Annotated in this window: 24 protein-coding genes; 1 reads left to right on the top strand and 23 read right to left on the bottom strand. The window is 43.0% G+C overall.

Going from position 1 to position 25,229, the window contains the following annotated elements:
* Window positions 1–125: 125 nt before the first annotated feature.
* The 13 genes from ftsY to AC503W_RS07120 all read right to left on the bottom strand — a co-directional run bounded on the left by ftsY (window position 126) and on the right by AC503W_RS07120 (window position 15,413).
* Window positions 126–1,178 (bottom strand): signal recognition particle-docking protein FtsY, encoded by a 1,053-nt coding sequence (gene ftsY / locus AC503W_RS07180; protein WP_402868269.1) that lies wholly within the window; start codon window positions 1,176–1,178, stop codon window positions 126–128.
* Between the two features lie 26 nt (window positions 1,179–1,204).
* Window positions 1,205–4,768, bottom strand: coding sequence for a chromosome segregation protein SMC (gene smc / locus AC503W_RS07175; RefSeq protein WP_402868267.1), 3,564 nt, complete (start codon window positions 4,766–4,768; stop codon window positions 1,205–1,207).
* Window positions 4,769–4,788: 20 nt separating this feature from the next.
* Window positions 4,789–5,532 carry a ribonuclease III gene (rnc, locus tag AC503W_RS07170; RefSeq protein WP_402868266.1) on the bottom strand — a complete coding sequence of 248 codons (744 nt, stop codon included), beginning with the start codon at window positions 5,530–5,532 and terminating at the stop codon, window positions 4,789–4,791.
* Window positions 5,533–5,783: 251 nt separating this feature from the next.
* Window positions 5,784–6,017 (bottom strand): acyl carrier protein, encoded by a 234-nt coding sequence (locus AC503W_RS07165; RefSeq protein WP_053345291.1) that lies wholly within the window; start codon window positions 6,015–6,017, stop codon window positions 5,784–5,786.
* A 58-nt stretch (window positions 6,018–6,075) separates the two neighbouring features.
* Window positions 6,076–6,819: a 3-oxoacyl-[acyl-carrier-protein] reductase gene (fabG, locus tag AC503W_RS07160; RefSeq protein WP_402868264.1), complete on the bottom strand. Its 744-nt coding sequence runs from the start codon at window positions 6,817–6,819 to the stop codon at window positions 6,076–6,078.
* Complete coding sequence (fabD, locus tag AC503W_RS07155) at window positions 6,816–7,763, bottom strand: ACP S-malonyltransferase (RefSeq protein ID WP_494916549.1); 948 nt, start codon at window positions 7,761–7,763, stop codon at window positions 6,816–6,818. The genes fabG and fabD overlap by 4 nt, the downstream gene beginning before the upstream one ends.
* Before the next feature lie 23 nt (window positions 7,764–7,786).
* Window positions 7,787–8,776, bottom strand: a complete 990-nt coding sequence (gene plsX, locus AC503W_RS07150; protein WP_494916547.1) for a phosphate acyltransferase PlsX — start codon at window positions 8,774–8,776, stop codon at window positions 7,787–7,789.
* A 25-nt stretch (window positions 8,777–8,801) separates the two neighbouring features.
* The gene (gene fapR / locus AC503W_RS07145; protein WP_402868260.1) at window positions 8,802–9,359 is read right to left on the bottom strand and encodes a transcription factor FapR; all 558 of its coding nucleotides are present in this window, start codon (window positions 9,357–9,359) and stop codon (window positions 8,802–8,804) included.
* 126 nt (window positions 9,360–9,485) lie between these two features.
* Window positions 9,486–11,537, bottom strand: coding sequence for an ATP-dependent DNA helicase RecG (gene recG / locus AC503W_RS07140; protein WP_494916545.1), 2,052 nt, complete (start codon window positions 11,535–11,537; stop codon window positions 9,486–9,488).
* Window positions 11,534–12,418 carry an L-serine ammonia-lyase, iron-sulfur-dependent, subunit alpha gene (gene sdaAA / locus AC503W_RS07135; RefSeq protein ID WP_402868257.1) on the bottom strand — a complete coding sequence of 295 codons (885 nt, stop codon included), beginning with the start codon at window positions 12,416–12,418 and terminating at the stop codon, window positions 11,534–11,536. Before sdaAA ends, recG begins: the two co-directional genes overlap by 4 nt.
* Before the next feature lie 42 nt (window positions 12,419–12,460).
* A complete protein-coding gene (gene sdaAB, locus AC503W_RS07130; RefSeq protein ID WP_402868255.1) occupies window positions 12,461–13,123 on the bottom strand; it encodes an L-serine ammonia-lyase, iron-sulfur-dependent subunit beta in 663 nt (220 codons plus the stop codon).
* A 238-nt stretch (window positions 13,124–13,361) separates the two neighbouring features.
* Complete coding sequence (locus AC503W_RS07125) at window positions 13,362–15,032, bottom strand: DAK2 domain-containing protein (RefSeq protein ID WP_402868254.1); 1,671 nt, start codon at window positions 15,030–15,032, stop codon at window positions 13,362–13,364.
* A gap of 18 nt (window positions 15,033–15,050) precedes the next feature.
* Window positions 15,051–15,413, bottom strand: a complete 363-nt coding sequence (locus AC503W_RS07120) for an Asp23/Gls24 family envelope stress response protein (protein WP_402868253.1) — start codon at window positions 15,411–15,413, stop codon at window positions 15,051–15,053.
* Window positions 15,414–15,664: 251 nt separating this feature from the next.
* On the opposite strand from AC503W_RS07120, the gene rpmB reads away from it, so the two are divergent.
* Window positions 15,665–15,853, top strand: a complete 189-nt coding sequence (gene rpmB, locus AC503W_RS07115) for a 50S ribosomal protein L28 (protein WP_402868250.1) — start codon at window positions 15,665–15,667, stop codon at window positions 15,851–15,853.
* A gap of 199 nt (window positions 15,854–16,052) precedes the next feature.
* On the opposite strand, the gene spoVM is transcribed toward rpmB, so the two are convergent.
* From spoVM to def, 10 genes are all read right to left on the bottom strand, one after another.
* Window positions 16,053–16,133: a stage V sporulation protein SpoVM gene (gene spoVM / locus AC503W_RS07110; protein ID WP_034313769.1), complete on the bottom strand. Its 81-nt coding sequence runs from the start codon at window positions 16,131–16,133 to the stop codon at window positions 16,053–16,055.
* Between the two features lie 120 nt (window positions 16,134–16,253).
* A complete protein-coding gene (locus AC503W_RS07105; RefSeq protein WP_494916544.1) occupies window positions 16,254–16,907 on the bottom strand; it encodes a thiamine diphosphokinase in 654 nt (217 codons plus the stop codon).
* Between the two features lie 101 nt (window positions 16,908–17,008).
* Window positions 17,009–17,656, bottom strand: coding sequence for a ribulose-phosphate 3-epimerase (gene rpe / locus AC503W_RS07100; protein ID WP_402956252.1), 648 nt, complete (start codon window positions 17,654–17,656; stop codon window positions 17,009–17,011).
* Window position 17,657: 1 nt separating this feature from the next.
* Window positions 17,658–18,539, bottom strand: a complete 882-nt coding sequence (rsgA, locus tag AC503W_RS07095) for a ribosome small subunit-dependent GTPase A (protein ID WP_494916543.1) — start codon at window positions 18,537–18,539, stop codon at window positions 17,658–17,660.
* 25 nt (window positions 18,540–18,564) lie between these two features.
* Entirely contained in the window at window positions 18,565–20,583 is a 2,019-nt protein-coding gene (pknB, locus tag AC503W_RS07090) for a Stk1 family PASTA domain-containing Ser/Thr kinase (RefSeq protein WP_403123219.1), read from the bottom strand.
* 5 nt (window positions 20,584–20,588) lie between these two features.
* Window positions 20,589–21,338, bottom strand: coding sequence for a Stp1/IreP family PP2C-type Ser/Thr phosphatase (locus AC503W_RS07085; protein WP_402868245.1), 750 nt, complete (start codon window positions 21,336–21,338; stop codon window positions 20,589–20,591).
* A gap of 4 nt (window positions 21,339–21,342) precedes the next feature.
* Entirely contained in the window at window positions 21,343–22,437 is a 1,095-nt protein-coding gene (rlmN, locus tag AC503W_RS07080; protein ID WP_407407302.1) for a dual-specificity RNA methyltransferase RlmN, read from the bottom strand.
* Window positions 22,437–23,789: a 16S rRNA (cytosine(967)-C(5))-methyltransferase RsmB gene (rsmB, locus tag AC503W_RS07075; RefSeq protein ID WP_402868242.1), complete on the bottom strand. Its 1,353-nt coding sequence runs from the start codon at window positions 23,787–23,789 to the stop codon at window positions 22,437–22,439. Before rsmB ends, rlmN begins: the two co-directional genes overlap by 1 nt.
* Window positions 23,776–24,735: a methionyl-tRNA formyltransferase gene (gene fmt / locus AC503W_RS07070; protein ID WP_407407300.1), complete on the bottom strand. Its 960-nt coding sequence runs from the start codon at window positions 24,733–24,735 to the stop codon at window positions 23,776–23,778. Before fmt ends, rsmB begins: the two co-directional genes overlap by 14 nt.
* Window positions 24,732–25,217, bottom strand: coding sequence for a peptide deformylase (def, locus tag AC503W_RS07065; protein ID WP_402868238.1), 486 nt, complete (start codon window positions 25,215–25,217; stop codon window positions 24,732–24,734). Before def ends, fmt begins: the two co-directional genes overlap by 4 nt.
* Window positions 25,218–25,229 lie beyond the last annotated feature (12 nt).

Here is a 25,229-nt window from a genome sequence, read left to right as displayed (position 1 = left end):
CCCCTTTTTTTCTATACTCCTAATAGACGATTAGATCACGAAAAAGTATACAGTATTTATATAAAAAGTAAAAAAAATCAAAAAAGCCGGAAGGGAAAATCCCTTCCGGCTAAAACTATTCACCTTTATACTTCTTCTTTATCAATGATATCGGCAAAGAGCCCATACACATATTTTTCAGCATCGAATTCTTGAAGATCGTCCATTTTTTCACCAAGTCCGACAAATTTCACGGGAATGGAAAGCTCATTCCGGATTGCAATGACAATTCCGCCTTTTGCTGTACCATCAAGCTTCGTTAAGACGATACCCGTTACATCTGTCGCTTCCTTGAACGTTTTCGCTTGAATGAGTGCATTTTGACCCGTCGTTGCATCAAGGGCAAGGAGCACTTCATGTGGTGCACCAGGCACTTCACGTTCAATTACACGCTTCACCTTTTCCAATTCCTTCATCAAATTCACTTTATTTTGCAGACGGCCTGCTGTATCACAAATCAGGATATCGGCTTTGCGTGCCTTAGCCGCTTGAACGGCATCGAACATAACAGCAGCAGGGTCAGATCCTTCTCCTTGTTTAATGACACTGACACCGACACGTTCTCCCCACACTTCGAGTTGCTCAATCGCTCCGGCGCGGAAAGTATCACCAGCCGCCAATACGACCGATTTGCCTTCTTCCTTAAACTTATGGGCAAGTTTACCGATTGTCGTTGTTTTACCTACACCGTTCACACCGACAAAGAGAATGACCGTCAGGCCGTCTTGTTGAATGTTCAAGCTGGATATTCCTTCTTCATCACCTTGGTAAATTTCAACAAGTTTTTCAGAAATGACAGATTGCACTTCTCTCGTATCAGAGATATTGCGCAGTTTCACTTCCATTTTTAATTGGTCGATTAATTCCATAACGGTATCAAAGCCTACATCAGCCTGGATGAGAATCTCCTCAAGTTCTTCGAAAAAGTCTTCATCCACTTTCCGGTAACGGGCAACGAGTTCATTAACCCTTCCGGTAAAGGAATTCCTCGTCTTCGTTAAACCTTGCTTAAACTTTTCCCCGATTGATATTTCGGATGTTGCTTTTTTTTCAACTTCTACTTCTACTTTTGTTTCTACAGCTGTTTCTTTTTCTTCTTGTGCCGTGAATTTTTCTTTTAGCTTCTTGAAGAAACTCATTGTCCCACTTCCTCTAATTCATGGATTTATATTTCAACAAAGTTCTCTGATTCCTCCATACGAACGGAAACTAATTTGGAAACACCTGACTCTTGCATCGTAATGCCATAGAGGACATCCGCTTCCTCCATCGTCCCTTTACGGTGGGTGATTACTATAAACTGAGTCTCTTGACTGAATTTCCTTAAAAATTGGCTGAAACGAACTACATTCGCTTCATCAAGTGCCGCCTCGACTTCATCGAGGATACAGAAAGGAACGGGCCGGACCTTTAAAATCGAGAATAAAAGAGCAATTGCAGTCAATGCTCGTTCTCCACCGGACAAGAGACTCAAGTTCTGTAGTTTTTTCCCTGGAGGCTGTGCGATGATATCTACTCCCGTATTCAATAAATCATTGGGATCTGTCAGTTTTAATTCAGCCCTGCCACCACCGAACAGTGATTTAAATACCTGTTCGAACTGTTCACGAATCGCATAGAATGTTTCTGAAAAGCGTCGTTTCATTTCCTCATCCATCTCGTCGATAACCTGGAATAAGGTATCCTTAGCCTGCTGCAGATCTTCTTTTTGACCGAGAAGGAACTCGTACCTTTCGGCTACACGGGCATACTCGTCTATTGCTCCTAAGTTGACCGTCCCCAATTCTTCAATGGCCAGCTTAATGAGCTTTACCTTTTTCTGAGCTTCTTCGATAGGTATCATTAATGGATACTTTTCTTTAGCCCCTTCATAGGATAATGTATATTCCTCGCGTAAATGATCCAGGCGGTTTTCCAGCGCCACATCAAGTCGGGTTAATTTGACCTCTTCATCCTTGACCACTTCAACGATACCTTTATAGAGACGACTTTCCTCTTTCAAAGCTATTTCGAGCGTTTCGAGATGAGTTTGCATTTCGGTCTTTTCCTGTTTTTTGGCGGAAATATTTTCAATGGCCGCATTCTTATCAAGCAATCTTTGTTGGGCCATGTCTTCAAGCGTTTCTTCCCCACTCGAACTGTCCGTCATTTCATTTGTTAAAAGCCCCAAGTCATCCTTGTTTTCAGTTAAGGTGCTGGTCTCTTTTGCCAAGTCCGCCTCAAGCCGTTCCATTTTTTCTCTTTGATTTTGAAGCTGACCGCGTTTTGAGGCCAATGTTACCCTTAACTCGCTCGTTTCTTCGGCAAGACTTTCCTTTGATGATTGCTGTGATTGTTTTTGTTCTGTCATTTCCGCTATAAGGCGGTCAAGCCCATCGATTTCCACTTTACAGGATTTCAACAGTTCTTCCAATTCTTCGAGCCTTGCTTTCTTTTGCTGTTGCTCTTCTAAATAGGAGTTTTTATCCAAATCATAAAGGTGTAGGCGATCATTCACATTTCTTTCTTGTAGCTCGACTTCACGAAGTTCACCTTTCAGGGATTGCTCCTGTAATCGTAGCATTTCACCTGTTTTTCTCGTTTGTTCAAGCGTTTGCTCTTGAACACCGACATCCACCTTCAGCTGTTTTACCTGTTTTTCAAGCTGGTTCGTTTTTAATTCCATCCCGGCTAGCTTCTCATGTAATTCTTCAAGCTCGGTTTTCCGGGATAGTAGTGAAGTCGATTTTTGTTTAATCGTTCCACCCGTCATCGAACCACCAGGGTTGACGACATCCCCTTCAATCGTAACAAAGCGGAAACGGTGCTGCACCATTTTTGCCAGTTCGTTGGCTCCTTTTAAATCCTTTGTGATAATGACGGTTCCTAGCAGGTTTGCCGCGATGGAAGCATGTCTTTCATCATATTGGATCAACGAGGAACCTGTCCCGACAAAAGCAGGGTGATTCTTCAGCATCGACAGCTGGTTCGATGAAATCTCTCTTCCTTTGATGACAGATAAGGGCAGGAAAGTCGCCCGTCCAAACCTGTTTTTCTTCAAGAAGGAAATGGCTTCACGGGCATGTTCTTCTCTCTCCACAACCACATGTTGCATCGCCCCACCTAGTGCTGTTTCGATGGCGGTTTCATATTCCTTTGGGACCTTGATCAGTTCCGCCACTGCACCTTCAATGCCTTTTAGAGTACCTTTTGCTTTTAGGACTTCCTTAACACCTTGAAAGAAGCCTGCATAGTCCTCTTCCATCTCTTCAAGCAGTTCCTTTCGGGATTTTGCCTGTTGAAGGAATTGATAGGCCTTATATAGGGTCGTTTCCTGTTTTTGATACGTATCTTTTGCCGTTTGTAGCTTATTCTGTTGATTTCGGAAAGAAGTGACATGGTCTTCAAGCTGCTTGCTCAGTTTTTCCATACGCTTGGAGTATTCCGACTTTTTAGCAGTGATTTCCGTTCTCTCGGTAAGGAATTTTTCATTTTCGTGATCCAGTTTGGAATTTTTATGTTCCTGCTGCGTGAGTTGCTGCAGAAGGTAATGCTTTTCATTTTTGGCGGCAGCCTGCTTGTTCAGCCACTCGATATAGTCACTTTTCTTCACTTCTATCAGGGCTTCAATGTCGGTATTGAATAGACCTAAGCTTTTTTGTTTTTCATGTAAAAGCTCTTGAAGCTGTTTTACTTCAGAACTCAATGCATGCAGAACTTCCGTTTCTCTTTCCTTTTGTAAAGAAAGACGTTCAACGGCTGCCTTGCCCTCTATAATCGCTTTTTCAAGCTGTGATTTATTTTGTGCCGCATTCTTTTTCCGTTCTTTCAATACTTCTTTACGACCCTCAAGCTTCTCAAGCTCTTCGCTGGCGTTCAATAGCACTTCTTGAAGCTCGTTAATCGATGTTTCGAGTCCGGCAATGCTTCCTCGAACCTCTTTAAGATGCTCTTCACGTTCATGAAGCCTTCCAGCCAATTGTCGCTCCATCTCATTGTGTTTCCCAAGTTCCTGGGTAAGACTTTCCCATTTTTCATTAAGTTCTTCAATTTCAAAAACGGTCAAAGCCACTTCGATTTTTTCAAGTTCCTCTTTCTTATCCAAATATTCTTTGGCCAGGGAAGATTGAATTTTCAAGGGTTCCACTTGACCTTCTAGTTCATGAAGGATGTCATGAATCCTGTTGAGATTATCTTGTGTTTCCGTCAGTTTTGATTCCGCTTTTCTTTTTCTTGTTTTATACTTCAAGACACCAGCGGCCTCTTCAAAAATAACTCGTCTTTCTTCTGCTTTGCTGCTAAGGATTTCTTCCACTTTCCCTTGGCTGATAATGGAAAATGCTTCGCGTCCAAGTCCTGAATCCATAAATAATTCAATGATATCTTTCAGGCGGCATCCTTGATTATTAATGAAGAATTCGCTTTCACCCGATCGATATACCCTTCTTGTCACACTAACTTCATGAAAGTCAATTGGAAGGGTGTTGGTCTCATTATCCAAAGTCAAGGAAACCTCTGCAAAATTCAAGGCCTTTCTTGTGTCACTTCCTGAGAAGATGATATCTTCCATTTTTGCTCCACGCAGTGATTTTGCGGATTGCTCTCCAAGAACCCAACGGACTGCATCAGTCACATTGCTTTTACCACTACCGTTCGGTCCAACCACTGCCGTGACACCAGGTACAAATTCAATCGAAATTTTATCTGCGAAAGATTTGAATCCTACAACGTCCAAGCGTTTGAGGAACATGACCTTTCCCCCTCTACTGTTCAACTATCTTGTTGAGTTTTTTTCTTTAAAACGGCCAATGCGTGTTCGGCGGCATGTTGCTCTGCCTCTTTTTTCGATTTTCCCACACCAGTTCCTAGATCTTCCCCATTCAAAGAAACCGTCGAAACGAACTCTCTATTATGGGCCGGTCCTTTTTCCTGCAGTATTTTGTATTGCAGAACCCCAATTGCATCCCGTTGGATAAGCTCTTGGAGCTGGCTCTTATAATCCATCACATGAGAAAAAGCACCCTCGTCTATCTTCGGAAACACGACATTTTTCAAGAACTGCACAACCGGCTCTAATCCTTGGTCAAGATATAAAGCGCCGATATAGGCTTCAAATACATCTGCAAGCATGGCAGGGCGTTCTCTACCGCCTGTCATTTCTTCCCCTTTACCAAGCAATACATATTCCCCATAAGAGAGGCTGTTGGCAAAGTCGACTAGTGACGGCTCACAGACAATGGCTGCCCTTAATTTCGTAAGCTCTCCTTCACTCATCATCGGGTATTTCTGATACAGATATTTCGAGATTGTCAGTTCAAGTACTGCGTCTCCTAGAAATTCTAGCCTTTCATTATCTTCGTAAGGCTTGCGGCGATGCTCATTCACATAAGATGAATGTGTAAAAGCTTTTTTCAACAAATTTTCATCTTCAAAATGAAAACCCAGATTGTCCTGTAACTCTTTAAATTTATTATCCTTACTTAATGGTTTACGATTATTTACGTTCCTACGCATCACAAAAACCCTCCACTACGGTTCAAAAACATATTTTTCCTACATATAAAAAGAAACCTGGCAGGAATTCCTGTCAAGCTTTCCTATGTACCATCATACAGTATAATCCGCTTAAAGAAAAATAGCCAGCAGCGTTGATGCTTGACACATGGAACTTAATCGGAACTGCACGTATTCGTATTTTCCAGACCCTTACATTACAAGAGAAAGCCCCGTTAAAAAACGGAGCTTTTAATCAAAAGACATTAACATTACATAGTGCTTTTTATGTAATTCACAGCATCACCCACTGTGGCGATTTTTTCAGCGTCATCGTCCGAAATTTCCATATCAAATTCGTCTTCAAACTCCATGACTAGTTCGACTACATCTAGGGAATCGGCACCAAGATCTTCTTTGAATGAAGCTTCAAGCTTTACTTCTGATTCTTCAACGTTCAAGCGATCTACAACGATTTTCGTTACTCTTTCTAATACATCTGCCAATATGTTCACCTCCCCTCAAGACATTATAAATTATATTTCAAAAAAATCAAACCTAAACTTACATCACCATACCGCCATCAATATGAAGGGTTTGACCCGTCATATAGCTGCTTGCCTCTGAAGCGAGAAACGTGGCAACTGATGCAATATCCTTTGGGTCACCGAAGCGGGCTAAAGGTATTTGTGACAGCATCGCTTTTTGCACGTCTTCCGTCAGTTCACCAGTCATATCCGTGGAGATGAAACCTGGAGCGATCGCATTGACCGTGATCCCTCTTGATGCAAGCTCCTTGGCAGTGGACTTTGTCAAGCCAATCACGCCTGCCTTGGCTGCAACATAGTTTGCCTGCCCCGCATTCCCCATCACACCGACGATGGAAGCCATATTGATGATTTTGCCGCTACGTTGCTTCATCATTTGTCTTGTGACTGCCTTTGTGCAAAGGAAGACACCTTTTAAATTCGTATCGATGACCGAATCCCATTCTTCTTCCTTCATCCGCATCAATAAATTATCACGGGTAATTCCAGCATTATTGACTAAAATGTCGACCCGGCCAAATTGTTCAATGACCTCTTTAATCATGCCTGTTACTGATTCACTATCTGATACATCGCATTGAACGGCAAATGCTTTTCGCCCAAGTGCCTTGATTTCATCGACCACTTCATTAGCTTTTGTTTCGCTTCCAGCATAATTGACAGCTACGTCCGCTCCCTGCCGTGCGAGTTCCAATGCCACTTCCCTGCCGATACCGCGGGAAGCACCAGTTACTAGTGCCTTCTTACCTTCAAGAATCATGCTAGTTCCCCTTTCAATGCTTCGACCGTTTTATGTAGGGTTTCTGTATTCGATACTGAGTGAATATTGACGGATCGGTCGATTTTTTTAATCAATCCTCCCAGCACCTTGCCTGGTCCCACTTCAATGAACGTGTCCACGCCTAATTCAAGCAGCTTTTTGACACTATCTTCCCAAAGAACTGGTGAATACAATTGTTCAATTAATTTATTTTTAATCTCTGATGGTTCTGTGATAGGCTCGCCCGTTACGTTTGAAATCACCGGAATGGGTGCCTGTCGGAAACTCACTTCATCAAGTACCTTTTGAAGTTGTTCAGCCGCAGGTTTCATTAATTCAGAATGAAACGGCCCGCTTACATCAAGAGGGAGAGCACGTTTTGCTCCGCTTTCCTTCGCTTTTGCGCTCGCAAGCTTGACGCCTTCTGCCGTTCCGGAAATGACGATTTGCCCCGGACAGTTAATGTTAGCCAGCTGAACGGATTCACCTGCATCAGTAATATCAGCCGTTACAAGAGCGAGTGCTGTACGGTCCATTCCCAGAATTGCGGCCATCGAGCCTTGGCCATTCGGAACAGCGGCCTCCATGAATTGACCACGTTTTCTAACAGTATAGACAGCATCCTCAAAAGAAATTGCACCAGAGGCTACCAATGCCGTATATTCCCCTAAACTATGTCCTGCAGTGTAATCAGGCTGGATGCCCTCTTCCGCCAAGGCATTGAACAAGGCATAACTTGTAGTCAATAGCGCAGGTTGAGCATTATAGGTTACCGTTAATTCCTGCTGAGTGCCATTGAATATAAGCTCGGATAGCGCAAAATCCAGTTTTTCATCCGCCGTTTGAAAAATTTTCCGTGCTTGCTCATTTACCTCAAATAAGTCTAAACCCATCCCTATTGACTGTGAACCTTGTCCTGGAAAGACAAAAGCAATCTTACCCATCCCAAACTCCCCTATCTCTATATTTATTGGACTTTTTCTATCGTCTTCGCAATGGTCGGAATCACATCATGACTCACCATATCCCGGGTCTGACGGATCGCGTTATAAATCGCATTTGCGTCGGAAGAACCGTGTGCCTTGATGACAGGTGCCTTCAAACCGAATAATCCAGCCCCACCATATTCCGAGTAATCCATTTGATTTTTAATGCCTTTTAGTTCCGGTTTCACTAGTGCTGCGGCAATCTTACTCTTCATATTGCTCATCAACGCGGATTTTAACATATGAAAGACACTCATGGCTGTTCCCTCAAGCGTTTTCAGCACCATATTTCCCGTAAAGCCATCCGTTACAACTACATCTGCCGGACCATTCAGAAGGTCCCTGGCTTCTACATTTCCTATAAAGGAGATGTCCGATGATTGCTGAAGGAGCGTGAAAGCCTGCTTCGTCAACTCGTTCCCTTTTTTCTCTTCAGTCCCAATATTTAATAGGCCCACACGCGGTTTTTCAATACCACGGACCTTTTGGGCATATACGGAACCCATTATCGCAAATTGAAGCAGGTGCTCCGGTTTCGCTTCTGCATTCGCTCCGACATCAAGAAAAACAAAACCTTTACCATCTATTGTCGGCAAGGTTGGGGACAATGCTGGACGTTCGATTCCTTCGATTCTCCCGACAACGAACAAGCCGGCTGCCATCAAAGCACCTGTATTTCCTGAAGATATGCATGCATCCGCTTCTCCATCGGCCACTTGGCGGGCTGCTAATACCATTGATGAATTCTTCTTGCGACGGACCGCACGAACAGGTTCATCGGTACTTAGTATCTTTTCTTCCGTATGTATGATCTTGATCCGTTCATTTTTCGTTAAGAACTGGTTAATTTCGCCTTCGTTCCCTACTAAGGTTATTACCACATCGGGAAAGGCCTCGACTGCTTTCATGGCTCCTAATACCTGTGCCTTTGGAGCATTGTCTCCACCCATTGCATCTAGCGTTATTTTCATGAACGTTCATCCTTTTCTAAGCAAGTTAAGAGCGATACATTTCGAACTCACCTTTGAATACCATTTCATTTCCTACGTAGCTTCTGACTTCCACTACGGAACGATCTGCTTGATACTCCACCTTTTTAACTTTCGCTTTAGCTACCACTCTTTCATTTTCCTTGACGGAACGAGTAAATAGAATGGATGCTTTTGCCGTTAAGGCCAGTTCATCATTGATGACCGCCACCGCCAATGAATTAGCTTGAGCAAAAAGGTGATGACCCCTTGCGATTCCATTGCGCTTAAAAACATGCTCTTTTTTTATATCTAAAATAGAAATTGCATTTTCATCTAAATTCAAATCTATTACTTCCCCAATGATCTCATCCAATGGCAATGCCCTTATTTCGTCACTGAATTTCTTCTCGGCTACGTTTTTTATACGTTCACGAAGCTCCGGTATTGATAATTCAAGACGATCGAGCCTAATTGTCTGGACGCTCACCGAGTACTTTTCAGCCAGCTCCTCATCCGTTACAAAAGGATTCTGTTTAATCGTTTCGATTAATAATTGCTGGCGTTCCTTCTTGTTTCTTCGCATTTGAAGGTCACCATCCATAGTATTATGACTAGGTACTAATAGTAGTATATATATTTTAAAAACAGATTGCAAGATTTTGTGGAAATTCTCACAATCTGTTTTACTGTTTTCATTCAATCAAGACGATCAGTCAAGCTTTTCTCCTGTCAATACGCCTGTACCTTCCAAATGTGCCCGGAGCGACGCGTATTCTGGTGCATGCCAAAAACTATTTGAGGCTATCAATTTCGCAGCATCTTCCCTAGCAACTTCCAGCGTCCGGTAATCATGGACCATGTCCGCCACTTTGAATTCGGGAAGTCCGCTTTGTTTTTTACCGAAAAAGTCCCCTGGACCTCGAAGCTCCAAATCCTTCTCTGAAAGGACAAATCCATCATTCGTCTCTGTCATGATCTTCATCCGCTCTTTGCCGACTTCCGTTTTCGGATCGGCAAGCAGGATGCAAAAAGACTGGTTGTTCCCCCTCCCCACTCGGCCACGTAACTGATGCAGCTGGGAAAGACCAAATCGTTCAGCATCATAAATGACCATCACCGTGGCATTGGGTACATTCACCCCAACTTCGACAACTGTGGTGGAAACAAGGATTTGCGCTTCGTTGGAACTGAATTCCTGCATCACTTCATCTTTTTCATCCGCAGGCAAACGCCCATGCATGAGCCCCACCTTATAACGATTCACGAAGTATTGCGTAAGCATGGCATGGACATCGAGAACATTTTGCAAGGAGTCAAGTTTTTCTGATTCCTCGATCAATGGGCAGATGACATATGCTTGTCTGCCTTTTTGAAGTTCCTTTTCTACAAAGGAGAGGATTCTATCGAGCATTTGGTGTTTCGCCCAATACGTTTCGATGGCTTTCCGTCCAGCCGGCATTTCGTCGATTGTGGAAACGTCCATCTCGCCGAACACTGTAATAGCGAGTGTACGGGGAATCGGTGTCGCCGTCATGAAAAGGACATCGGGATTTCCTCCCTTTTCACGCAGGACGCGTCGTTGTTCCACACCAAACCGATGTTGTTCATCCGTTATAACCAAACCGAGGTCCTTGAAGTTCACCTCGTCCTGAATCAGTGCGTGGGTTCCAATCAAAAGATCAAGTTCCCCTAATTCAAGTTTCTCCAATAATTCTCTACGCTTCTTCCCTTTTACCGAGGAGGTCAATAAAGCCACCTTTACTCCGACTGGTTCTAACATGGCGGTCAATGATTGAGTATGCTGCTCAGCCAGAATTTCAGTCGGGACCATTAGCGCTCCTTGGAAACCGGCCGATATGGTCGCATAAAGGCAAATCGCGGCCACTACCGTTTTTCCTGAGCCTACATCTCCTTGTAAAAGCCGGTTCATACGGTAAGGCGATTCCATGTCAGTCAGGATTTCCTCGACAACCCTGTTCTGGGCAGTCGTTAATGGAAACGGGAGGGTATCAATGAATCCCTTCACCTGCTGCCTATCAAATTCTTGTCCAGTCCCTCTTGACTGTTCGCGCTGTATTTTACGAAGTGCCTGCATTTTCAGCTGAAACAGCAAAAACTCCTCATATACAAAACGACGGCGGGCTTGCTTAACATCAACTGCCGATATAGGAAAGTGCATCATGCGAAGCGCATCTTTACGTGGCATCAACTTATAGGTTGTCAGCAGCTGTGGTGGGAGGTTTTCCTCAATCATATTTCCATATTGGGAAAAACCATTCGTGATATGGCGACGCATACCTTTTACCGTAATGCTCCCCTTGACGGAATACACGGGTTCGAATTCCTTTTCCCGGCTATGATCTCCAACATGGCATTCCGAACCAGTGATGGTTTGGCGATGACGATCCCATTTACCTGTCACTGTCACGGTTTCCCCGATTGTAAGTTTTGATTTCAAATAAGGCTGATTGAAAAATATAACCGTAATTAAATATCTTCCAGTCAACAACTTAATCGTTAGCCTGGACTTCTTCTTCCCAAAATAGCCCAAGGTCGGCACTGTATGAATTTTCCCTTCTACAGTGACGCGTTCCTCATGTTCAACCGTTTCTAAGTCCCTTAACCGGTAGTCTTCATAGCGATAGGGAAGATGCTCTAGAAGATCATTGACGGTATGGATCTCCATTTCCTGCATCGCAGCAGCTGTCTCTCCCCCAATGCCCTTAACTGCCGTAATTGGTTCCTGTAAGCTGTTGCTCACTTGTTACTTAACGGCAAGCCAAAGATCTTCGCTTCCAACTTCCGTCCAGTCGGTGTGGCCGCTAATCCTCCTTGTGCAGTTTCCCTTAAGGCCGATGGCATCGCCTGTCCGATTTTGTACATGGCATCGATTACTTCGTCACACGGAATTCGGCTTGTAATACCTGCTAACGCCATATCGGCTGCCACCATGGCGTTAGCTGCCCCCATCGCATTCCGCTTCACACAAGGCACTTCTACGAGCCCAGCAACAGGGTCACAAACCAGACCAAGCATGTTCTTTAATGTAATCGCCATGGCGTGGGCACTTTGAGATGGCGTTCCACCAGCCATTTCAACGATGGCGGCCGCGGCCATCCCTGATGCTGAACCCACTTCCGCCTGGCAACCTCCTGCGGCCCCAGAAATCGAAGCATTATTAGCAACAACGAAACCAAATGCCCCTGCAGTGAAGAGGAATTCAATTTTTTGTTCCCGATTTGGCTTTAATTTATTCTGCAAAGCGAACAAAGTTCCTGGGACAACGCCTGCCGATCCAGCAGTTGGCGTCGCACATATCGTCCCCATCGCTGCATTCACTTCATTTGTTGCCACAGCTTTACTGACCGCATCCAACAAAAGTTCACCCGATAATGAGTTTCCCGTTTTAATATAATTCTGAAGAAGCACGGCGTCCCCACCTGTCAAACCCGAAACGGAACGGACTCCTTGGAGCCCTTTTTCAACGGCCTGTTCCATGACGTCAAGGTTTACACCCATCTGGTGGATGATTTGGTCTCGGGTTTTACCCGACACCTCCATTTCCTGTTCGATCATGAGCGTCGAAATTTTCACTTGCTTTGCTTCTGCCAATTCTACTAGTTCTGCTACATTTCGAAACATGTCCTCTTTCCCTCCTTAATGAAAACGGTTGCCTCAAGTAACTCAGTCGACAATCCTTGCGACCTTGGTGATATGAGGCAATTTCGAAATTTCATCGATGACTTGCTCTTCTATATTCACATCCACTTCGATGGTCATAAGTGCCATCTTTCCCTTTTCTTTTCGTGATACTTCCATCTGTCCTATATTAATTTGATGCTTGGCCAAAACGTTAGAGACATTGGCAATAGCTCCGAAACGGTCATCATGAACGACAAGTATGGCTGGGTTGTGACCCGAAAGCCTTAATTTGAATTCATTCAATTCGATTATTTCGATTTTGCCACCTCCAATCGATATCCCAACGAGCTCCAGTTCATCCGCATCATCACCAACCGTTATCTTCACAGTATTCGGGTGTTCCGGAACGGCCTCTTCTTCTTGGAAGGCAATGTCCATGTTCTTTTGACGGGCTATATCAAGAGATTCTTTGATTCTCTCATCAAAAGTATCAAAATCAAGTAGTCCCCCTACAATGGCCACATCCGTCCCATGACCTTTATGTGTCTTTGCAAAAGACCCATAAAAAGAAATACGGGCCCATTTCGGTTCTTTGTTGAATAGATTCCTTGCCACCCTGCCTATTCTCGCAGCTCCGGCTGTATGTGAGCTCGAAGGTCCAATCATAACGGGACCGATAATATCAAATACACTCCTATATTTCACGTTCTATTCCTCCTTCATTACGCGCTGGACTTTAAGAACCTAAAGAAAAACGCTAGAGGTTATCTTCTGATTGGTCACAGTTCCTGCATGCATGCTGTTTTATAACCTTTAGTCCGCAAAAATAAACTGCATAGCCTAATGACCTATGCAGTTTATTACTTTTTATCGAGACTTCTATATCACATCTATTAAAGGGCAAAAGACGATCAGGTGATCTTACCCAAGTAGATGGTTTAGTTTATTCAATTGAGAAAATGAAAGCATATAACGGCTGTTTACCGTTATGGACTTCAACTTCAACATCTTCAAATGTTTCTTCACAAAACGCGACAAGCTCATCCACTTCTTCTGAAGTTGCATCTTCACCATAAAGAATGGTCAAGATCTCGGAATCTTCGTCAATCATTTTGGATAAAAGATCCTTTGCAGCCTGAGCCTTGTCTTTATTTTTCACTTTGATGGTGCCTTCATCAATACCCATGAAGTCGCCCTTCTCGATTGAAAGACCATCAATGCTTGTATTCCTTACAGCATATGTGATTTGACCTGTTTTAACATGAGAAAGAGCATCGGTCATCACCTTTTGGTTCTCTGTAATATCCAATGAAGGGTTGAAAGCAAGCAATGCTGCCATTCCCTGCGGTACAGTTTTGGCAGGAACGACCATCACGTTATCCCCAAGGACATCAGCAGCTTGATTGGCAGCCATAATAATATTTTTATTATTAGGCAGAATGATTACTTTTTCTGCATGGGCTTCTTCAACTGCTTTCACGATGTCTTCAGTACTAGGATTCATCGTTTGTCCGCCTTCAATGACTGATTTTGCACCGATGCTTTTGAAAAGCTCGCTGATACCGGCACCCATCGCCACAGAAACGACACCATATTTATCCTTGGCTTTCGGTTTTGTTTGAAGTGGCGTTTTAGTTTCGCCGACTATAGCTGTATGCTGTTCACGCATATTATCAACTTTCAACTTAATAAGACTACCGTATGTCTGACCATAATTAAGGCAATTACCAGGTTGTTCAGAGTGAATATGTACTTTAACTATTTCATCATCAGAGATGACTAATAATGAATCTCCAAATTCACTTAAATCATTCCGGAACTTCTCTTCATTGAACGATTGGGCAGCTGGCTTATCCTTTTCCAACCGGACCATGAATTCCGTACAATAACCAAACACGATATCTTCCGTATTAATGTGTCCTTGTACGTTAATGTGATGTTCAGCACTCACCATATCATCCATGCTTGGGCCATTGGCTGAACGAACGGGTAAAGCTTCACCCTTCAATTCTGCTAGGAATCCTTCATAAACGAAAACCAACCCTTGTCCACCGCTATCGACCACACCGACTTCTTTCAATACAGGAAGTAAATCAGGTGTCCTTTTTAAAGATGCATTTGCCTCAGTGACAATATCCTCCATTACCTGGATAAGGTCCTGATGCTTGGCAGCAGATGAAACCGCTTGCTTGGCTGCATCCTTCGCGACTGTTAAAATGGTGCCTTCAACAGGCTTCATAACGGCTTTATAAGCGGTTTGTACACCCGCCTCAAAAGCATGGGCGAATTCTTCACTATTGATGACCGCTTTATTTTCGATAGATTTTGCAAAACCACGGAAAAGCTGTGAAAGGATTACTCCAGAATTACCTCGAGCCCCCATCAATAGACCTCTTGAAAGAGAAGTACCCACTTTTCCGATATGTTCTTGTACATTATTTTGTACTTCCTTAGCGCCGGAAGTCATAGATAAATTCATATTTGTTCCTGTATCTCCATCTGGAACCGGGAAAACGTTCAATGCATCGACCATTTGGGCGTTGGCTGCTAAATGATTAGCTCCCTGGATGATCATTTCAGCAAAGCGCTTTCCATTTAAACTTGTAATTGACACAAAACTTTCCTCCTATACTTAAGGGTTCGTAACACGAACTCCCTGTACAAAAATGTTTACAGAATCTACAGCTAATCCAACAGTTTTGTCCAGAGTGTATTTTACCTTTGATTGCACATTATGTGCAACTTCCGAGATTTTCGTTCCATAACTAACGATAATATACATATCGATATGAACTTCTTCCTCATCTTGTCGGACTATTACACCCTTAGTAAAGTTTTCTTTTCTTAGTATTTCGGCAATGCCGTCTTTAAATTGTTTTTTGGAAGCCATTCCTATTATTCCGTAGCAATCAATAGCAGCACCACCGGCTACAGTAGCGATTACATCATTAGAGATATCAATTTGTCCATATTTCGTTTGTAATTCGATAGACATTTTCTTTTTCCCTCCCAAAACTAACTCAACTAAAGACATTTTACTATAATGTCTATTGTTTTAAAAGTAAATGTCATACGGTACTTAATATAATTCAATTTTAAAGGGGGTATGTCAAGGTTTTTTTCTTGAAAGTAATTAACTGAAGTATTGCATTCTCACGGTAGGTGTGATAAATTATTAAAGTATTTCACAAAGACTTAAGACAACTTCGTAAACTTAAGCTTGTTGTAGTTAGGAGGGAATTTGACATGGCACGTAAATGTGTAATCACTGGAAGAAAAACCCGTTCTGGTAACAGCCGCTCTCACGCAATGAACGCTAGCAAGCGTACATTCGGCGCTAACCTTCAAAAAGTACGTATTTTAGTTGACGGTAAACCTAAACGTGTATACGTTTCTGCAAGAGCTCTTAAATCGGGCAAAGTAGAACGCGTATAATGTTACGGCATCCTCTAAGGATGCCTTTTTATTTGAATGGCTGCCGCTTTTATAATGGGTGATGATTGGACAATCTGATTCTTTCAGAAAGATCATCACCCATTAAAAGCCTGTCCAACCTATCGTTTCTTTTTATTGTCCCCAGCCAAACCAAAAAATAACACCCCCTTTATAGAAGGTGTCACGTAAATATGTTTTATTAGCCTTTTTTAAACGCTCCGAGCATGGCCCTTACCAAACTGCCCAGAACTTTTGGCAATTTAATTGTATAAAATTTCATAATGCCCCTCCTCTTTACATCCCACAAATTTAAGATGAAGTGGAACTTTTCTATTACAACATAAGCTTTTAAGCGGATATAGGATGAAAAGTATATCCGAATCTGCTCTAAGCATGAATTTTAATCTCTGCTTCTTATCACCATTAATATGCCTTCCTCAAATGAAACATTCCCACAATCAGAAATTAGTTCATTGCTGACACAGAGTGTGGAGCCCAATTCAAGCTTTGCATCAACAAGTGGATACTTAAACCCCAAGAGTGTAATGCCGGTGATCTCTTCGGTTACTGGAAGCAGGGAAATATACTTCCTCTCTTCATCCAAGGTCAAGGGGTAGGATCCTGGCGTCTTCACGGTTAAGCTATTCTGACAATCGACTATATACATATCAATATCCTTGTGATAAGGCAGGATGCTATCTTTCTGCAATAATTGGATATTGCCGAGAAAATGGTCCAGCCGCCCTCCTGTTGCACCTAGAATATGTATTTCATTTGGCTCCTGCTCCATCGCCCATTTAAATGCAATTTCCAAATCGGTTTCATCCTTCTCAGGAGGGTAAAGATGAATATTCCCCATCCTTTTTTGAATATTGGACCATTCCTCTTCGGATACGGAATCGAAATCGCCAAACCCACACTGAGGAACAATGTCATTTTCAAGTAAGGACCAAACACCTCGATCGACCCCAACCCACAAGTCAGTACTCTCTTTATAAGTCGTTAAATCAGGCCACAAATCCTTTGGGCCTCCAGCCATAATGCTTATTTTCATATTCCGCCACCCTATTCTTAAGATTCTTTACATGTCTGATTGTTTTAAAAAAGCCGATCATCATCGTAGTATAGCTACGATAATGTCGGCTTTCTCTCATTTTAATTTCCACGAATTCTCTGAATCGCTGCCTGGCGATCTTCCTGGTTATATATGGCTGACCCGGCGACAAGTACCGTTGCTCCCCGTTCAATACAAACTTTGGCCGTTTCTTCATTTACCCCGCCATCTACTTCAATTTCAAGATTGGGATTGTACAAATCAGCCATCGCCTTCACTTCGGAAATTTTTGGAAGTACAGAAGCGATGAACTTTTGTCCCCCGAATCCTGGATTGACGGTCATCAATAAAACCATATCTATATCTTCGATGATCGGTTGGATCACGGATGCTGGAGTGGCCGGATTGAGGACTACCCCCGCTTTAACACCAAAGGACTTTATCAATTGTATCGTTCGGTGTAGGTGCGTACACGCTTCTACATGGACAGTGATATAGTCGGCCCCTGCTTTGGCAAACGCCTCGATATAGGCATCTGGACGTTCAATCATCAAATGGACGTCTAGAGGGAGTTTCGTCACCGGTCTGATAGCATCGACAATCAATGAACCAATTGTGATGTTAGGCACGAAATGGCCATCCATAACGTCTACATGGATATAGTCGGCTCCGCCCCTCTCAACATCCAAGATTTCTTCTCCCAGCTTTGCGAAATCAGCTGATAATATGGATGGTGCAATTTTAACCATACTAATACCTCGGCTTTCTATCTCTTATTTCCTCTAAAAATTGCATATAATGTTCGTACCTGTACTGTGGGATTACCCCGGTTTCTACCGCTTCTTTCACAGCGCACTTCGGTTCCTTGTCATGGAGGCAGGCCCTGAACTTGCAGTCCTCACCAAGCTTATGCATCTCAGGAAAACAATACGATAGACGTTCTGCTTCCATTTCCGTGAATTCAAGTGAACTGAATCCAGGCGTATCCGCAACGAGGCCAGTGCCCATGTGAATCAGTTCCACATGACGTGTGGTATGCTTTCCGCGTCCCAAATGAGATGAAATGTCGTCTGTCTTTAGGGCCAAGCTCGGGTTGATCGCATTCAACAACGAGGATTTCCCCACTCCGGATTGACCGGCAAACACACTGGTTTTCCCTTCTATTAAAGGAATCAGCTGATTGACGCCCCCTGTGGTTATCGAAGAAGTTTCCAGCACTGTATAGCCTAACTTCTGATAGTCCTTGATATGCTGAGACAATTTCTTTTTTTTATCTTCCGTTACCAAGTCCATTTTGGTCACGACAATAATGGGCTCGATCTCATTATCTTCAATGAGGACCAGGAATCGATCAAGGAGAGCTGGACTGAACTCAGGTTCGACTGCTGAAAAAACAAGAATGGCCTGATCGACATTCGCTATCGGTGGACGAACCAATTCATTCTTTCGGGGCTTGACCTCCGTTACCGTTCCGTCCGTCTTATTATCTGCCTGATATACAACGTAATCGCCAACAAGGGGCGTTACCTTATTTTTACGAAAAACGCCTCGACCCCGGCATTGGTATACTTCTTCTCCATCTAAAACATAATAAAAGCCGCTTAAGGCTTTAATGATTTTTCCTTCGGGCATAGCCACACTCCTAATTTGATTAAATTCATTCCGGATAAGTGATGGTTTTCTCCTTAATCACCTGTCCGTCACGCATGACTTTATATCCGGCTTTCTTATCTTTGGACACCAAGAATTTGATCTCTTTTTCTTCAGTTTCCAAGAGCGAAAAAGTATCATAGGGCTCTGTCATGCTATTATTGATGTCTTCAATGAAGATTTGAACTTGCTGTGGTTTACCGGGCTCTACAGGGTCATATTCGATCGTGATTTCCTCTGTCACCGTCTTTGGTGGAATCTCTTCTTTCCCTTTTGAAAGGACCACGCTTACCGTACTTCCCTTGTCCACTTTAGTAGATGGTGCAGGTTCCTGTGAAATAACAAGTCCCTCGGCCACTAAGTCCGTATACACCTTTTTTTCGACGGCAATTTTTATTCCACTTTCATTGGAGTAATCATTCAAAGCCGTCTCATTGAAACCAGTTAGGTTCTTTAATGTTAATCGATCGGCACCCTTACTGACCATGAGTTCGAGCTCCGTTTCCGAAGCAATGACTTCAAAGCCTCCTGAAGGATCTTGATCAATGATCGTCCCCGGCTCGCTTTCATCAAATACCTCTGTCACTGCAACGTCCTTGAAGCCCATTTTATTGAGCATACTCTCGATATCATCATACTTTCTTCCTTCATAGCTAGACAATGTAATCGTTTCTTTACCAATGCTTTGATAGATATCTATTTTAGCGCCTTCTTTGACCAGCTTACCTTCTTTAGGGTTGGTCTTGATGACGAGACCTTTTTCGACCTCTTCATCATTAATCTCAATCGTGTCCCCCGTGACAAGTCCTAATTCCACCAAGGTAGAAATGGCATCATCCAGCTCCTCCCCTTTTAAGTCAGGGACGGTCACTTCTTTAGTGCCAAGCATGGATGGAAAAACGGTAATGGATAAAATGGCAACCACCGCTAAAACCAAAAAGATGGTAACTAAAATCGCAGGCCATTTTATGCGCCGATTACTTTTTTGCTTCGATTTCGTTTTTTGTTTTTTCTGTTTCTTTTTAAGCTTAGTCGCTGTAGCTGGCTCATCACTTTGTTCATCTTGTTCAACTACGCTCGCATTTTTTTCCGGTCCTCTTATGATTGTCTCATCTATACTTGACAGCTGGTCATTCGTGATGATGGGGATGGCTTTTGTTGCATCATGATCTTCCGGAATGACAAAAGGCAATTCATTTAAGCGCTCTGGATCAAGCGAAGTTCGAATGTCATCTTCCATTGAATCGACGCTTTCATAACGATAATATGAATCTTTTGCCGTTGCTTTTAGAATAATATTTTCCACACTTTGCGGTATATCAGGATTCCAACGCTTTGGCGATGGGGTTTCCGACTGGAGATGCTTTAACGCAATGGAAACTGCAGATTCACCTGAAAAAGGGAGCCTGCCAGTTAAAATCTCAAACATCACGATACCCAGAGAGTAGATATCCGATTTCTTATTGGCCATGCCGCCTCTTGCCTGTTCTGGAGACAAGTAATGAACAGAACCTAAAACTGCATTTGTCTGGGTTATATTCGTGGCACTTAGAGCAAGGGCAATTCCAAAATCAGTGATTTTAACGGTTCCTTCTTTATCAATCAGGATATTCTGAGGCTTGATGTCCCTATGGATGATTCCGTTATGGTGGGCATGGGAGATGGCAGCCGTAATTTGCTTCATGATATCTAAGGCTTTTTCAACCGGAATTGGATAGTATTTTTGTATGTATTGCTTTAAAGTAAACCCGTCCACATATTCCATGACGATATAGTAGATATCATTTTCTTCTCCGACATCATAGATACTGACAATATTCGGATGGGCTAGACTCGTTGCTGATTGCGCTTCCCGATTAAAGCGTTTAATGAATTCATCGTCATTATTAAAATCCATCCTCAGGATCTTCAAGGCAACATCACGGTCCAAAATCATATCTCTTGCAAGGTAAACATTCGCCATACCGCCACCACCGACCATCTCGATCAGTTTATAACGGCCGTTGATCCTTCTACCAATCAACATTGAGTTCACCTGCTTTCGCTTTCATCAATAAATTGAACAAGCACAAGGGTGATATTATCTTCTCCACCATAGTTATTGGCCATTTCTATTAACGACTGTGCCTTTTCTTCAAGTGAATGTCCATTGTTAACCATTTCTTCGAGTTCCACTTCACTTACTTTATTCGTTAAACCATCAGAGCAAAGCAAAAGCATATCCTGCTCTTCGAAAATGACTGTCGTAATGTCCATTTCCACTTGCAGTTCAGTGCCCAATGCACGCAACAACACATTTTTCCTTGGATGATGCTCAGCGTCTTCCTTCGTGATCTGACCAGAACGGACCAGCTCATTAACAAGCGAATGGTCTTCCGTGACCTGCTTGAATCCGCTTTCGTTATACAAATAACACCGGCTGTCCCCGATGTTTGCGATGGTTGCAAATTTATCTGTGCATATTGCCGCAACAATGGTTGTACCCATGCCCTTACATTCCAGGTTCGCTTCGGCATGTTCAAAAAGCAATTGATTGACAAGGAGGATCTGTGTTTTCAACCAATTTTCAGCATCATTTGCCGTTTCAATACCACTTGACTCTTCCCATCTTTCCTTCAAAAGGTCAATCGTCATCCCACTCGCTACATCCCCGGCACGGTGGCCGCCCATGCCATCTGCAACGATGGCAAGGCGTACGCCTTCCGGATTACTAAAAACTCCCCCATTATCTTCATTATGTTGGCGGACTTTCCCACGGTCAGTCTTGAATATTGCCCTCATAGGGTCACCTCGTCTCTTCTTTACGCTCCTTAGCCCGAAGCTGGCCACAGGCTGCGTCAATGTCACTGCCTTGTTCTCTTCGAATTGTTACATTAATGCCACGTTTTTTCAATGTTTTTTCAAACTCAAAAATCTTATCCCGAGGTGTACGTACATAGTTGCGTTCCGGTACATAGTTAACCGGAATTAAATTGACATGACACTTGATGTCTTCTATTAAATCGGCCAGTTCTTCAGCGTGCTCTACTGAGTCATTTTCTCCACCGAATAGACCATATTCAAAGCTGACACGGCGCCCTGTTTTTTCCGTGTAGTATTTGATGGCTTCAATCAAGTCAGGAAGCTTATAAGCCTTATTAATCGGCATCAATTTACTTCTCAACTCAGTGTTCGGCGCGTGAAGTGATACAGCAAAATTGATTTGCATGCTTTCTTCGGCAAATTTATAGATTTTAGGAATGATCCCACTAGTCGAAACGGTGATATGGCGAGCACCGATGTTCAACCCTTTTTCATGATTGATATTTTTAAGGAAAGACATCATATTATCATAGTTATCGAATGGTTCGCCGATTCCCATGATAACGACCGAGCTAACGCGTTCCTCCACTTCATCAAGTGCTTGTTGGACCTTGACGACCTGGGCAACGATTTCCCCTGATTCAAGATTACGTTTTAAACCACCAAGCGTCGATGCACAGAATGTGCAACCGATTCTACAGCCTACCTGTGTCGTTACACAGATGGAATTCCCATATTCATGGCGCATTAATACGGTTTCAATTGAGTACCCATCATGCAATTCAAATAAGAACTTCATCGTTCCATCATTGGATGTTTGTTGGATCAATGTCTTTAACGTCGTGAAAGTGAATTGCTCTTCCAATTTATCTCGCAATGTCTTAGATAGGTTAGACATATCCTCAAAACTTGAAACGCGTTTTTTATAAAGCCAGTCATAAACTTGGTCCGCACGGAAAGCTTTCTCACCGTTTTCAACCAACCATTCTTTAATTTGATGAAGCTCCAACGAATAAATCGATGGTTTTTCTGGTGTTGTATCTTTTCTCACTCTTGATGATTTCGTAATCTCTGCCATTACAGCACCTTCTTTCTAAAACTCGCAATAAAGAAACCGTCACTGCTAAAATATTGCGGGAACACTTGCAAGGTATGACCTTCAACAAATGGTTGAACACTTTCGGGCATTCTTTCAGACAATGTTGTATCGCTTTCGAACTCCGGATGTTGTTCCAAGAACGTCGCTGCTACTCTGTCATTTTCTTCTTTGTCCACTGTGCATGTACTATATACTAACTGTCCACCTTGTTTCAGGAGCGGAGCAGCTGCTTCCAATAATTGTTTCTGTATGTTTGAAAGTTTCATTATATCATTATTTGTTTTTGTATACTTCACATCAGGCTTACGACGCATGACGCCTAATCCGGAGCAAGGAGCATCTATCAGGATTCTGTCAAACCCTTCTTTATTGAAGTGTTCCTGAACGTGTCTGCTATCTAAGACCTGCGTCTTAATGTTGTTCCTTAACTTTAGTCGCTCTGCCTGTTCCTTGATGAGCTTAACTTTATGTTCATGAAGGTCAAGAGCATATACCTGCCCCGTCGTCAGACCTTCGGCAATATGCATTGACTTGCCTCCTGGCGCTGCGCAACAGTCCAAAACTGCATCGTTATCATGTGCACCAAGCGCATGGGCGACCAGCATCGAACTTTCGTCCTGAATGGAAAGAAGACCCAATTTATAACTTTCGGAATGTGCCAGGTTCCCTTTGTAACTGATAATGGATTCCGGCACGAATTCACTGGCTTCCACATCATATCCCTCTTCAGTCAAAATACTGATTAATTCACTGCGGGAAATCTGTTTCAAGTTAACTCGTCCCGTCTGTAACGGAGCCATTAAGTTAATTTCACACATTTCCTTTGTTTTCTCATACCCATATTGCTCAACCCAACGGTTTATCAACCATAATGGATGACTCACTTCAATTGATAGGCGTTCACGGTCGTCCTTGATATCATCAAAAGATGCAACACCATTTCTTTGGATATTACGGAGCACCCCATTGACCATTGACTGCGTTCCTTTATGCCCGCGTTTTTTCGATATCTCGACAGCTTCGAAAATAATCGCATGATCTGGCACTTTATCTAAATAAACCATTTGGTATACGGAAAGCCTAAGAAGGTTAATGACCCAGCTTTGCGTTTTTTTAGGATTTTTTATATATGGCTGTAGATAGTAATCCAATGTCATCTTCCGCTGGATCGTTCCGTAGCTGATTTCTGTTAACAATCCACTATCCACTGCAGACAATTGATGCTTTTTAATCAAATTATTAAGTAACAGGTTGCTATAAGATTGATTTTTCTCTACAGATTCCAAGATGTCGAGAGCAATATCGCGTACTCCCTTTTTAGTTTGTGTCATTAGTTTCTCCTAACTTTATACCTGCTTTAATGAATGAACCCGCACCAATCAAGTAATTCTTCGCTGGCATTTTTTTCTTACCTGATGGTTGTAGTTCGGTGATGAGAATCGCCGTTTCATTTCCAGTCGCCACGACCATTCCTTCATCAAGCACCTCAATGATCGTTCCGGGGCTTGTTTGAGCGTTCCCTTTAACTTTCTTTGTCTGCCAGATTTTAAGGACAGACCCGTTTACGAGTGTATAGGCAACAGGCCAAGGATTCAAGCCGCGGACATGATTATAGATGGACTCTCCCGTTTTCGACCAGTCGATTTTTTCCTCTGATCGTTTAATGTTGGGAGCAAAAGTTGCCTTTTCCTCGTCTTGCTTAATTGGGGATAGCTCACCATTCAATAACTTCGGCAATGTGTCGGCAAGTAAATCCGCACCGACCTTACTCAACTTATCATGCATCGTACCGACATTATCTAGTTCTTCGATGACCACTTCTGCCTGAGTTAAAATATCTCCGGCATCTAATTTCTCAGCCATATACATGATGGTGATTCCCGTCTTTTCTTTACCTTGTAAGATGGAGTAGTGAATAGGCGCTCCGCCACGTAGTTCAGGTAGTAAAGAGGCATGTACATTAATACAGCCAAATTTAGGAGCTTCCAATAACTCATTAGGAAGAATTTGTCCGAATGCCGCCGTCACCACTAAGTCCGGTTTTAAACGGATGATCTTTTCCAATTCTTCTTTTTCACGGATTTTCTCTGGCTGGTAAACGGGTATCCCTTGTTTGATTGCTTCAACTTTAACCGGTGGTGGAGTCAAGACTCTTTTCCTGCCAACCGGACGATCCGGCTGAGTGACGACAGCAATCACTTCATACCCCTCGTCAATGATTCGCTTAAGCACCGGTACTGAAAAGTCCGGCGTCCCCATAAAAATAATTTTTGTCATTTTTCTTCAAACCTTTCTAACTCTTCCTCTGTAATATATCGGGACACTTTACTTGTAAATAGCACCCCTTGCAAATGATCCATTTCATGCTGGATGGCCCTAGCCAGGAAACCTTCAGCTTCTATTTCGAAAAAATTCCCCTTCCTGTCCTGTGCACGCACTTTGACACGGTATGGACGGGACACTTCCCCATATAGGTCTGGAAAACTTAGACAGCCTTCAACGCCTGTCTGTTCTCCCTCGACTTCCAGCACTTCCGGATTGATCAATTCAATGACACCTGATCCTTCCTCTATCTCTACGACGGCGACTTGTTTTTTCACGCCCACTTGTGGGGCTGCAAGACCCACTCCATCCGCTTCAACCATCGTTTCGTACATATTATTTAACAGCTTTGCCAATTTTTTATCAAAACTTGTTATTTTAGCGCATTTTTGTTGTAAAATTTTTTCAGGAAACATGACAATCGGTAAAATAGTCAAAGCGAAAAGTAC

This window comes from Peribacillus suis, assembly GCF_059384845.1.
Note: the sequence above shows the minus strand (reverse complement) of the source record. Positions and strands in the feature narration are given on the sequence as shown.